This is a genomic window from Burkholderia sp. MSMB2157WGS (assembly GCF_001532755.1).
Classification (GTDB): domain Bacteria; phylum Pseudomonadota; class Gammaproteobacteria; order Burkholderiales; family Burkholderiaceae; genus Burkholderia.
In genome coordinates this window covers 627,281-639,487 of record NZ_LPJG01000030.1, presented here as the reverse complement: position 1 = coordinate 639,487, position 12,207 = coordinate 627,281, and the positions used below count along the sequence as shown (strand labels likewise).

At 67.1% G+C, this 12,207-nt stretch carries 8 protein-coding genes; 6 read left to right on the top strand and 2 right to left on the bottom strand.

Annotation, left to right across the window (positions count from 1 at the left end):
* Nucleotides 1–40 precede the first annotated feature (40 nt).
* The 5 genes from WT53_RS21410 to WT53_RS21390 all read left to right on the top strand — a co-directional run bounded on the left by WT53_RS21410 (nt 41) and on the right by WT53_RS21390 (nt 7,331).
* Nucleotides 41–1,249 carry a glycosyltransferase gene (locus WT53_RS21410; protein ID WP_179949041.1) on the top strand — a complete coding sequence of 403 codons (1,209 nt, stop codon included), beginning with the start codon at nt 41–43 and terminating at the stop codon, nt 1,247–1,249.
* 200 nt (nt 1,250–1,449) lie between these two features.
* Nucleotides 1,450–3,261, top strand: a complete 1,812-nt coding sequence (locus tag WT53_RS21405; RefSeq protein WP_082727515.1) for an alpha/beta fold hydrolase — start codon at nt 1,450–1,452, stop codon at nt 3,259–3,261.
* A gap of 105 nt (nt 3,262–3,366) precedes the next feature.
* On the top strand, nt 3,367–4,560 hold the full coding sequence (locus WT53_RS21400) for an acyltransferase (protein ID WP_060261327.1): 1,194 nt from the start codon (nt 3,367–3,369) through the stop codon (nt 4,558–4,560).
* Nucleotides 4,561–4,726: 166 nt separating this feature from the next.
* Nucleotides 4,727–5,941, top strand: a complete 1,215-nt coding sequence (locus WT53_RS21395; RefSeq protein WP_082727514.1) for a glycosyltransferase — start codon at nt 4,727–4,729, stop codon at nt 5,939–5,941.
* 100 nt (nt 5,942–6,041) lie between these two features.
* Entirely contained in the window at nt 6,042–7,331 is a 1,290-nt protein-coding gene (locus WT53_RS21390; protein ID WP_060261322.1) for a hypothetical protein, read from the top strand.
* A 24-nt stretch (nt 7,332–7,355) separates the two neighbouring features.
* Here WT53_RS21390 and WT53_RS21385 read toward each other — a convergent pair whose 3' ends face one another.
* On the bottom strand, nt 7,356–8,921 hold the full coding sequence (locus tag WT53_RS21385) for a mannose-1-phosphate guanylyltransferase/mannose-6-phosphate isomerase (protein WP_060261319.1): 1,566 nt from the start codon (nt 8,919–8,921) through the stop codon (nt 7,356–7,358).
* Entirely contained in the window at nt 8,918–9,496 is a 579-nt protein-coding gene (locus tag WT53_RS21380) for a drug:proton antiporter (RefSeq protein WP_034206202.1), read from the bottom strand. The genes WT53_RS21385 and WT53_RS21380 overlap by 4 nt, the downstream gene beginning before the upstream one ends.
* A 1,300-nt stretch (nt 9,497–10,796) precedes the next feature.
* Here WT53_RS21380 and WT53_RS21375 point away from each other — a divergent pair.
* Nucleotides 10,797–12,188 carry a sigma-54 dependent transcriptional regulator gene (locus WT53_RS21375; RefSeq protein WP_034204976.1) on the top strand — a complete coding sequence of 464 codons (1,392 nt, stop codon included), beginning with the start codon at nt 10,797–10,799 and terminating at the stop codon, nt 12,186–12,188.
* Nucleotides 12,189–12,207 lie beyond the last annotated feature (19 nt).

Below are 12,207 nucleotides of genomic sequence, written 5' to 3'. Positions count from 1 at the left end.
AGGGAATCGGGAAGGTATCGGATCGCAGGGGAGGTCGCTCGTGAAAAACCGGGTGCTGATGGTGATGACGCGGGACATTCCGCAGGACGTATCGAACGGACGGGAGCGCACGCTGAGCTTCATCCGGAAGGCAATCGGCGACCACATGGACGTGACCGAATTCAAGATCCGCTCGGTGTTCGAGGACGGCGGCTGGCGCGCGAAGATCGGCGCGGCGGTGCGGGTCGGATGGAGCGTGTTGCGCGGCGCGCCGTGCGCGCTTCAGGTGGCGATGTTCTCGCATCCGCGCAAGCGCACGGCGCTGCTGCGCGCCGTCGAGGCGATCAGGCCGGACGTGATTTATTTCGACGGCATCCGGCTCGTCGATTACGCGATCCTGGTGCGGCGCAGCGTGCCCGGCTGCCGGATCGTCGTGGATTTCGACGATCTCATGTCGCGCCGCGCGAACATCCTGCGCGAGCAGGATTTACCGTTGTCGGCCGGGTATCTGGAGAAGTCGATTCCGGGGCCGTTCGTCAGGCTCGCCAACGCGAAGCTGGTCCGCAATGCATTCCTCGGCTATGAAGCATTCGCGCTGAGACGGCAGGAGCGCGCGGCGATCGGCTCGTCGCACGCCGTTACGCTCGTTTCGACGGAGGACGCGCAGTCGCTGCGGCGGTCCCTCACGAACGACGAGGCCGTGAAGACGCACGTGATCGCGCCGCCGATGCATGCACTGGTGCCGATGCGGCGTCCGGCGGCACCGTTCCGGTTCGTCTTCATCGGTTCGGACCGGCAGTTGCAGAACCGGCTCGCGATCGAATTCCTCGTGGCGTTGTGGGCGCGTATCCGGCCGGCAACGCCGCTGGTGATCTACGGGCGCATGGCCGGCCGGTACGCGCCCGTGCCGAACGTCGAGTTCGCCGGCTTCGCGCCGACGCAGGCGGAGGTCTACACCGTGTGCTCGATCGCGTTGTGTCCTGCTTTTCTGCGCGGCGGCATCAAATCGAAGGTGCTGGAGGCGGTTTCGTACGGTTGCGTGCCGGTCGGCAACGAAGCCGCGTTCGAAGGGCTTGGATTTCACGACGATGCGCTTGCGATGAGCGACGCGCGACTGGAGCGGTTCGTCGCCGATCCGGCCGCGGATCTGGATCGCGTCGTGGCGGCGGCCATGCGCTTCGCCGCGTATTGCGAGCAGCATTTCAGCATGCCGGTATTCGATCGTCGGTGGCGCGAGCTGATCGCGCCGCCGGCAGGCAGCCCGTCGTGACGGGCGCCGCAACGAAGAGGAGGGCCCCGATGGCGTAATCCGAACGGCTCGCGGCCGGCTGGCTTCCGGACCTTGCATGTGCAGCATGGATACCGGAAAGGGGAAGGCCGGGCGCGGGAGATTTGCCGTCCTGCGGCCGATCGATTCAGCAGTCGGGCCGAAGGGCGCCGTATCCATTCTTCACCGATACCTAATAGAAAATGAGACCGATCATATTTGGCGGACGGTTCGGATGGCTGCATCCGGGCAACGGGACGCGGGGCGTCGTCCTGTGCAACGCGTACGGACACGAATCCGTCTGGAGTCGCGATGGCATGCGGAATCTGGCGGATCGCCTGTCCGCGCGCGGGATACCGGTGCTGCGTTTCGATTACCGCGGCACCGGCGATTCCGCCGGGGCCGATGGCGCGAACGACCAGTTCGAAACGGCCGTCGACGACGTGTGCGCGGCCATCGCGCGATTGCGCGAGGAAACCGGCGTGACCCGCGTGACGCTGTGCGGCCTGCGGCTGGGCGCGGCATTCGCGTTGCTCGCGGCGGACCGGGACGACGTCGACCGGCTGGTGCTGCTGGCGCCGGTGGCGAGCGGGCGCAGCTACGTGCGCGAGCTGTCGATCATGCGCAACATCTGGCTCGACCAGTTGCCGGCGCCGCTGCGCGCGGCCCAGCCGCAAGACGCGCCGCTCAACGTGCTCGGGCAGATCTACAGTGCGGCGTTCCGTACGCGGCTCAATGCCTTCGACGCGATCGACGCGTTGAAGGACCGCACGGGTGCGCCGGCATCGGAAACGCTGATCGTCGACATGAGCGCCGGCGGCACCGAAGCGCTGCGCAAGCGGCTCGACGCGCTGGGCGGCAAGGTCGAGCAAAGGCCGTTCGAAGGCTATGCGGCGTTCATGCAGGAAACGACGTTCTCGCGCTTGCCGACGCGCGTGTTCGACGCCGTCGTCGACTGGATCGCGGCCGCCGATGGCCCGCAGCGACCGGCGGCGCGCACCGCGCAGAAAACGGACTGGGATCCCGACCTGATGCTGCGCACGCCGGAAGCCTGCGAGCAGCCGGTTCGATTCGGGGCGGCCGGCCGCCTGTTCGGCATCCTGTGCACGCCGCACGAGATGCACGACCGGGGGCCGGTGGTGCTGATCACGAACACGTCGGCCAGTCCGCACGTCGGCGACAGCCGGCTGTCGGTGCGGATCGCCCGCGAGCTCGCGCGCCGCGGCATCGCGTCGCTGCGATTCGACGGACGCGGCATCGGCGACAGTTCGCCGGCGCAGGGCGGCGGCGCGCCGCTCGATGCGCCCCCGCCGGTCTATTCGAGCGCCGTCGTCGAGGACGTCGCGACGGCAGCCCACTGGTTGAAGGAGCAGGGGTATCGGCAGGTCGTATCGTTCGGCATCTGCTCGGGCGCATACAGCGCATTGCGCGCGGCGCTGGCGGGACGCGCACTGTCGGGCGTCATCTCGGTGAACCTGCAGCGTTTCCACATGCCCGACGGCATCTCGACCGACGCGCTGCGCGAGCATCGGCCCAATTCGATGGCCGGCTACCGGTCGTCGTTCTTCGAGCTGAAGAAGTGGAAGCAGGTGCTGAGCGGCGATCGAAAGATCATGCCGTTCGTCCGGCTCGTGCTGAAGCGCTCGACGACGACGCTGGCCGTGCGGATCGGCGCATGGCGACGCCGGATCGCCGGCTGGTCGTGCGCGGACACGACCCCGGTCGATCCGCACGAGATCCTGCGTGCGCTGCAGCGCAAGGAGGTGAGCACGTTGTTCGTCTGCGGCGCATACGACAGCAGCCTCGATCTGGTGACGATGTATTTCGGCCCGCGCGGAAAGCGGCTGTCGCGATTTGCCGGCGCGCGCGCCGTCGTGCTCGACGATCTCGATCACAGCGTGTTCGGTTCGCATGCCGCCGACGCGGTGGTCGGGCTGTGCAGCGAATTCGTCAAGGGGCTCGAATCGCGTCGCGCGACGGCGGCGACGATCATCAACGCGGAGTCGCCGGCATGACCGGACCGACGCGGGGCTGTGTCACATGTCGCACAGTCGCTGCGCCGGTGCGGTGATACGGTAACGCGTCTGTTCCCCGGCGACACCGCCGACCTCTACGCGACCATGACGATGCATGCCGAACCTTCCGGACGTCTGGACCATATCGATGCGATGCGCGCCGTCGCGGTCCTGCTCGTCATCTGGACGCACTATGCCGAGCGGTTCGTCGCGCTGGCGGGTGCTCAGCAGTGGCTCGACACGCTGCAGCGCTCCGTCAATTTCGGGCGGATCGGCGTGGTGGTCTTTTTCGGCATCAGCGGCTTGCTGATTCCGGTCAGTTTGCGCGGCCCCGCCGGAGCGGGCACGCGGCGCTTCCTGATCCGCCGTTTCCTGCGGCTGTATCCGGCGTTCTGGTTGTCCATTCCGATCGGCTGCGTCGTCTTCTGGACGCTGTTCGGCAAACCGGTGAGCGCGGCGCTGCTGATCGCCAATGCGACGATGATCCCGACCGCGTTCGGCCAGGAGCCGGTCATGGGGCATTACTGGACGCTCGAAACGGAACTGTATTTCTACGGGCTTTGCCTCGTGCTGTTCTGGTGGGGCGGGCTGCACCGGATGCGCGACCTGTCGCTCGCCTGCATCGGGCTGTGCGCGGTGTTCGTGACGACCGTCGCGCTGCACGTCTTTCCGGACGACACGCTGGGCCAGTACAAGGCCATGCCGTACCACCTCGCGATCATGTTCTGGGGCGCATGTTTTCGTCAGGCCTACGACCGGCCGCGCGACACGCTGCGGGTGGGATGGGGGCGGGGCGAACACGCCGGCATTGCGCTGACGTACCGATGCGTGGCGGGGCTGCTGACCGCGATGATCGTCGGCGTGGCGCTCGTCGGCGCGGCCAACGACTGGCGTCATCACAACGTCGATCATCTGCCGTCGTCGCTGGCTTATGTGGTCGGCGTCGCGATCTTCGTGGCGATGGCGACGGTCTTGAAAGTCCGCGCACGCGCGATGGCGAAGCTCGGCGAGGTCAGCTACTCGATTTACCTGTTTCACGCGATCCCGCTGTTCGGGTTCTACTGGCTGTGCGAACACTATCGATGGACCGGATGGCCGCTGGGCGTCTACATGATCGTTCCGGTCGTGCCGTTGATTGCGTTGTCGTATCTGAGCTACCGGTATTGCGAGGCGCCCTGTGTGCGGCTCGCGCATCGCCTGACCGCATCGCGGCGGCGCGGCGGCGATCTGCCGGTCGGCAATCGGTCGGTCGATGCGACGCCGGATCCGGTGCGGAGCGGCTGGCGCGCGGACGGGTAATGGCGTGGAACGGCTTGGAACGGCTTGGAACGGCGATCCCGCGTTGCCGATACGAATGGAATGGACGATACGGAGCGCAGACGATGCTGACGAGTACGGCGGTGCATGACGATGGCGGCGGCATGCCGCGATACCGGGTGGTTCGATGCACGTTCGGGATGGCGAATTGAACGGGTGGTCGTCGATCGGCGCCCGCGCGGAGGCGACGCGCGTCGTCGTCGTCAACGACTACGCGCGCAAGGGCGGCGCGGAGGAGGTTTACCAGACGTCCATCGAGGTGCTGCGCAATATCCCGGACGTGGACGTGTACTCGTTCGACGAGACGAATTTCGCGGCGGGCGAAGGCGCGTTCGCGCGCGGCTGGAACCGCGCCGCGGCAGGCGCACTGGCGACGTTGCTCGACGACGTGCGTCCGCATCGCGTGCTCGTGCACAACTATCACAATCTGCTGACGCAATCGATCCTGCCGGTACTCGCGCGGCGGCGCCGCGAGCAGGGATTCCGCACGTATCTCACGTGTCACGATTACCATCTGGTGTTCTACAACCCGAACCTGCTCGCCTATCGCAACGGGCAGCCGGTGCCGGTTCCGGTCGATGCGCTGTCGAATCCGGCGCGCCTGTTCGCGCTGGCGAGCCCGCGCGGGCGGCTGCACGACACGGTGAAGAAACTGCACTGGCACGCGGTGTACGCGTATTGCAATCCGCGGAACGTGTTCGACCTCTTCCTGTGCCCGAGTCCGTACATGCGCACGGCGCTGGCGCAACGCGGCATCACGCGCACCGCGCTGCTGCCGAATCCGGTGAGCACGCTGGCGGAGCCGTTCCCGCCGCGCGTGTGCGATCGCGAGCAGTTCGATCTCGCCTATGTGGGGCGGCTCGATGCGGAGAAAGGCATTCACGAGTTCATCGAACTGGCGCGCCGGATTGCGTTCCGCCGTATCGGCAGTCTGACGCTGTACGGCGACGGCACACTGCGCGCGCAGCTCGAAACGCGCCACCAGGATCTGGTTCAGGCCGGCCGGCTGCGTTTCGCCGGCCGGCTCGGCCACGGCGAGCTGTTTCATGCACTGCGCGCGCACGATGCACTGGTGCTGCCGTCGGTCTGGGCCGAAAACGCGCCGCTCGTGGTGGTCGAGGCTGCCACGCTGGGGCTGCCGGTGCTCGCGCACGAGATCGGCAGCCTGTCGACGTTCGGTAGCGAGATCGGCAACAAGATCCTGTACCGGAATTCGCCGGCCGGCCTGACGAGCGCGTTCGATGAACTGGGGCGTCACCTGCGCATCGCCGATCGGCACTACGATTGTTCGGCGTACACGCCGTCGCGTTACGCGGCGCAGCTTGCGTCGTGGATGGGGCTCGGCGGGCAGCAGGGCGGTTAGCGGCGCGCAACGGGTGCGTCGACGTGGGCCGGGTTCGGCCAGGATCCATCCCGGCCGCGCGTTCGTCCCGCGGCCGAGATACTCGAACGAGAGGAACGTTATGCGGGCATTGCGACGCATCGTGGCGGTCGCGCTTGGCGCACTGGCGTTGTCGGCCGTCTACGGTCATTGCCAGGGCGGCGAGCGCGTGATGGCGCTCGCGCCGGCCAATACGTCCGGCAGCCCCGATTTCAAGGGCTCGTCGAACGGGCTGCTCGCCGGCACGGCGTCGATATCGAAAATCGACGTGCACATGTTGTTGTACCCGGGCAGCACGACGCAGGTGCTCGCGCACTATCTTCCATGGTGGGGCCCGGACCCGCGCGGCGTGAACGTCGGCTATCGATCCGACGATCCCCGCCAGGCATTTCGCACCTTCGCCGACATGCGTTCGAGAGGCATCGACGGCGTGATCGTCGACTGGTACGGCGCGGGCCATTTCGTCGACACCGCGTGGCAGGCATCGCTGCCCGAACTGGCGAAGTTTCCCGGTATGACGTTCTCGATCATGATCGACAGCGGTTCCTTCAAGTTCAATGCGTGCCGCGGCTGCGACTTGACCGAGACGATCCTGCACAACCTCGCGTACATCAGCCGCGAATACTTCACGTCGAGCCAGTATCTGCGCTACGACGGCCATCCGGTCGTGTCGGAGTTCGGGATGGACGCGGTCGGCAAGGCCGACTGGGCACGGATTCACGCCGCGTACCCCGACATCTACTGGATTCACACGTTGGCGCAGGGCTTCGATCTTCCGTACAGCAAGGGCGCGTACGTGTGGGCGCAACCGTCGCCGCGAGCCGCACCGCAAGCGGCCGGCATACGGCGCGACCTGCTGTATCGCGAGCGCTTCTACGACATCGCACGGAATCAGCCGCCTGGGACGATCACGGTCGGCGGCGTATGGAGCGGCTTCGACGATACGAAGGCATCATGGGGCGCCGCGGCACCGCGCTTTCTTGCGCCGTCGTGCGGCCGGACCTGGCTGGACACGTTCAAGACCATCAACGAGCGCTACAACGTGCGGCGGCAATTGCCGTTCGTTCAGCTGATCACCTGGAACGACTACGAGGAGGGCAGCGCGCTCGAAACCGGCATCGCCAGTTGCACGGCCATCGACGCGCAGCCCGTGGGTTCGAGCTTGACCGTCAGGATCACCCATCCGGAGACCGTCGATCATCTCGAGCTGTACGAGCAGCTCGGCGGCGGCGCGTTCGCGCTGGCCGGCCGCTATCCGGCCGATACGACGAGCATTTCGCTGCCGGGCGCCCGGGCGGGCACCTACTTCATCAAGGCTGTCGGCAAGCCGTTCATCCAGAACGTCGTGTCGACGGCGATCGTCGTGCGTTGACGCGCGGGCGTCATGCCCGTGCGGTCAGCACGCGTCGCCCGTCGACGGCGCGGCCAGCACGGCCGCTTTCCGCGTAGCCGGTTCCGGCGGTACGCAAGTCTCCCGGCCATACTGATCGTCGAAGCGGACGATGTCGTCCTCGCCGAGATAGTCGCCCGATTGCACCTCGATGATTTCGAGCGGAATCCGGCCGGGATTCTCGAGTCGATGGACCTCGCCGACGGCGATGTACGTCGATTCGTTCTCGCACAGCAGGAACGTCTCGGCGCCGCGCGTCACCTTCGCGGTGCCGCGCACGACGATCCAGTGCTCGGCGCGGTGATAGTGCATCTGCAGCGACAGCCGCCTGCCGGGTTCGACGACGATCCGCTTCACCTGGAAACGCTCGCCGAGATCGATCGAATCGTAATGGCCCCACGGCCGCTGCACCTTGCGGTGCTCGCTCGCCTGCGGGCGCCGGTCGGTCTTCAGGCGGGCGACGATGTTCTTCACGCGTTGCACGTCGTGCTTGTTCGCCACCAGCACCGCATCGGCCGTCTCGATCACGACGACGTCCTTCATCCCGACGCACGCGACGAGGCGGCCTTCCGAGCGCACGAGGCTGTCCTGCGTATCCTCGAACACGATTGGGCCGCGCGCGACGTTGCCGTGATCGTCCTTCGGCATGATTTCCCAGATCGCGTCCCACGTGCCGACGTCCGACCAGCCGGCCGCGAGCGGCACCACGATGCCTTCGATGCCGAGCTCGCCGTGTTCCGCGAGGCGCTCCATCACCGCATAGTCGATCGAATCCGACGGACACGCGTCGAAGGCCGCCGCATCGATCCTGAAGAACGGATCGTCGGCGACGCCCGCGCGCCACGCGCTCTCGCAGGCTGTGTGAATGTCGGGCGCGAGCGCGCCGATCGCCTTCAGCCAGACCGATGCGCGCGTGACGAAGATCCCGCTGTTCCACCAGTAATCGCCCGATTGCAGATAGCGTTCGGCGAGCGTCGCGTCGGGTTTTTCGACGAAACGCCCGATCGCGTAACCACCCTGGCTGCCGTGGCGGCCCGAGCGCGGCTCGCCGACCTGGATGTAGCCGTAGCCCGTCTCCGCGCGGCGCGGCAGCACGCCGAGCGTGACGATCGCGCCTTCCTGCGCATAGCGCGCCGCACGTGCGATCGCGTCCTGAAACGCGCCGACATCGACGATCACGTGATCGGCCGGCATCACGGCGAGCACGGGATCGTCCGCGAGCGCACTCGCGTCGAGCGCGGCAAGCGTCAGTGCGGGCGCGGTGTTGCGCGCGGCCGGTTCCAGCAGGATGCGGGCGGGCGCCGAGCGGCCGTGCACCTGCTCGGCGCTCATGAAGCGATGCTGTTCGCCGCATACGAGCAGCAGCGTGTCGCCGAGCGACGCATTCGCGATACCGTTCAGGCGGCGCGCCGTCGCCGACAGCGGCGACTCGTTCGATACCAGCTCGATCAGTTGTTTCGGATACTGCTCGCGCGACAGCGGCCACAGCCGCGTGCCGGAGCCGCCGGCGAGAATCACCGGCAGGATGCTCGGCAGATCGGGTTCGGGAACCGGACGAAGGGTGCGGGTCATCGGTTCGCTCCGGTATCGGCGGGGAGCAGGGTGCGCGCGCGGCCGTCGGCGCGTGCGTCGTCGTGGCGCGAGACCGAAACGGCTCGCGACAGCAGGTGACGCAGCGCGCCGGCCGCACGGTCGGCCGACCGTATCAGGCCGACGAACGGTGCGCCCTGTTCGAGATACGGCCCGTAGGCCTTGCGGAATCCGAACCGTTTGTAGAACGCCTGGCGCGCCGCGGGGACGTGCGTGCGCACCGCTGCCTCCGGCCATGCGGCCTGCGCGGCGGTGAGAGCGCGCCCGATCAGGCGTTCGAGCGTGTCGTCGTCGCGGCAGCTTTCGCTCGTCAGCACCTTGTCGATCACGACGTCCGGATCGATGTCGTCGCCGGGCAGGATGCGTGCGTAGGCCGCGACTTCCATCGCGTCGCCGTCGCGCACGCTCGCATAGACGTGCAACGCGCCCGCGTCCTTGCCGTCGATGTCGAGGTGCGTGTGCGCGTCCTCGACCACCAGCACGGCGTTGCGCGCGCGCAGGATTGCATAGAGATCGACGGCGCTCAGATGTTCGAATTCACAACAATGCCATTCCATGATGCTGTCCTCGCGTGATGCCTTCGGCACGCCGCGCCGCGCGGATGCGGTCGATCCGTGCGGCGCGGCGATCTTCATCATCCCGATGCATGGTGCAGCGGTCTGTTCGAAAGCGCACTCACGCTCCGGATTCGCAGGCGCGGCGCGGGATACCGGGCGATGCGCGCGTCACGGGAGCGTCGCAATGTGCGGTAGCACACACCGTCGGGGCCGGTGCCTTTTCATAATTGGTTCATCGTGACGGCCTGCAATGAAGCGCGGCCGGCCGACATCGCACGCAAACCGCGCGCCGGGAGACGGGTCGAGACGGCGATCGTTGACGACGGACCGGGTGTGCGCGGGCGTGCCGGGCCCTGGCTCGCCGTCGATCGCATCGTGCGCGCCGGGCGAGGCGATCCTCCCGCATCCCGTCGCCATCCTGCACGCCCGCAAGCGGGCGTTGCCGCTCGGGCGCTTGCGCCGCCGGGGCGATCTGCCGGTGCGGGCCGCTTCGGGCCGAAACCTGCGGGTGGGCGGATCGCGCAAAGTCGGCCGTCATGCTGCACCGCACGACGCGCGGTCCGGCGCCCGGCATCCGGCCGGCCGGCGGGATTTCGCCGAAAAGCGCCTGCGCGACGCGATGCCGGTGATTACGACGTGTAACGGCCGGGTGGCCGGCGCGCCGGCGCGAGGCGATGCGGCTACCCGGGGGCGCGCGCGATTATGCGTTCCGCGGAGCACGGTACTTTGCTTTTTGGGAGATTTCGATGGAAATCGCGGGCAATCGACCGGATCAATCTTGCGGAAAAGTAGTATTTGCCACTGATTGACGGGAATGGTCATAGATAATCAAATCTCAGTGGTCAAAAGCGCGGAGCGCCGGGCCACTGGTAGCGTAACCGACTGATTCACGTTTATCTTTTGGTAACAAGGCCAACTGGCAACGGGGTGTAAATTCAGGTGCGGATGAAATGGGGCGGTCGAGCCGCGCGCGGTTTGGCAGCCCTCCGGCTCGGCATCGGGTGCGACCGTCGTGTACGACGCGACGCACATGCGGGTCGGCGTTTCCGTGTGCCGACGTGCCCCGCCTGACGGCGGGTCGCTTCAAAGCCGGAATGTCATGGCTCCTGCAGTCGCGCATTCCGTTCGAGTTCGATGACAACGAGGCCGGATGACAGCCGGCTCGATCTCCGGGGGTTCTCGCCGTGTGCAGTTTCGATCTTCGCCAAAGCTGCGGAAACGCAGCGCGGAAAGGCGGCCATGCGCCGCCGACCGCAGCGCACGCGAACGGTTCGCGGAGTGCGGAAAGTGATGGTTCGTTATGAATATGCCAATAACGCGCGATAAGAGCGCCGGCGTGGGGAGCGGTAACGGGCAGCGTCCGCTGATTTACTGGACGCAGTCGCCGTCCGTGATGCTGCGAAAGGAATTGTCGCGCCGCGACTGGAAAGTGTCGGTCGTCGCGCATGCGAACGAGCTGCGCGACACGTCCGGCGAAATTACCTGCGGCATTCTCGATTTGAGCGGCGGCCACGCCGATGCGATAGGCAGCATCGCGTCGACCTGCGCGTCGATGCGCGATGTCGTCTGGGTAGCGCTCGTGGACGCCGGCCAGACCGCCTCGCCGAACGTGCGCGCGCTGTTGCGCGACTACTGCTTCGACTACGTCACGCTGCCGGCGTCGCACCAGCGGATCGCCGATACGGTCGGCCACGCCTACGGCATGGAATGCCTGTTCGCGCGCGATCGCGAACAACTCGAATCGGAGGAAAAGGGCATCGTCGGCACCTGCAGCGCGATGCTGCGGCTGTTCGACACGGTGCGGCGTTTCGCGCGCACCGACGCACCGGTGTTCGTGTTCGGCGAAACGGGAACCGGCAAGGAACTCACGGCCGTCGCGATCCATCGTCATTCGGAGCGGCGCAACGGTCCGTTCGTCGCGGTCAACTGCGGCGCGATTCCGCCGCACCTGCTGCAATCGGAACTGTTCGGCTACGAGCGCGGCGCGTTTACCGGCGCGAACGCGCGCAAGATCGGCTACGTCGAGGCCGCGAACGGCGGCACGCTGCTGCTCGACGAAATCGGCGACCTGCCGCACGAAAGCCAGGCGAGCCTGCTGCGGTTTCTGCAGGAACGTGCGATTCATCGTCTTGGCGGCAGCGATCCGGTGCCGGTCGACGTCCGGATCGTGTCGGCGACGCACGTCGATCTGCGCGATGCGATGGAGGAAGGGCGCTTTCGCGCCGACCTGTTCCACCGTCTGTGCGTGATGCGCATCGATCAGCCGCCGCTGCGCGCGCGCGGCAAGGACATCGAACTACTCGCGCATCACATGCTCGAGCGCTTTCGCGGCGATGCGCGCCATCGCGTGCGCGGGTTCTCGACGGATGCGATCACCGCGCTCTACAAGCACGATTGGCCGGGCAACGTCCGCGAATTGATCAACCGCGTGCGCCGGGCGGTCGTGATGACGGAGGGGCGTCTGATCACCGCGCAGGATCTCGAGCTCGAATATTGTCTCGACGCGGCGTCGCCGTCGGTGGCCGACATCCGCAAGTCGATCGAGCGCGAAGCGATCGAAACCGCGTTGCTGCGCACGCGCGGGCGCGTCGCCGCTTCCGCGCGCGAACTCGGCGTGTCGCGCGCGACGCTGTATCGCTGGATGGAGGCGTACGGCATCGAGCGGCCGCGCAGCACGGGCTCGTCCGACTGACACGCGGCGGCCCGACGCT

Excerpts from the sequence above, each read along its gene's own strand:
- WT53_RS21400 (WP_060261327.1), top strand. The coding sequence starts at position 3,367 with ATGACGATGCATGCCGAACCTTCCGGACGTCTGGACCATATCGATGCG.
- WT53_RS21375 (WP_034204976.1), top strand. The coding sequence starts at position 10,797 with ATGAATATGCCAATAACGCGCGATAAGAGCGCCGGCGTGGGGAGCGGT.
- WT53_RS21390 (WP_060261322.1), top strand. The coding sequence starts at position 6,042 with ATGCGGGCATTGCGACGCATCGTGGCGGTCGCGCTTGGCGCACTGGCG.
- WT53_RS21380 (WP_034206202.1), bottom strand. The coding sequence starts at position 9,496 with ATGGAATGGCATTGTTGTGAATTCGAACATCTGAGCGCCGTCGATCTC.
- WT53_RS21405 (WP_082727515.1), top strand. The coding sequence starts at position 1,450 with ATGAGACCGATCATATTTGGCGGACGGTTCGGATGGCTGCATCCGGGC.
- WT53_RS21385 (WP_060261319.1), bottom strand. The coding sequence starts at position 8,921 with ATGACCCGCACCCTTCGTCCGGTTCCCGAACCCGATCTGCCGAGCATC.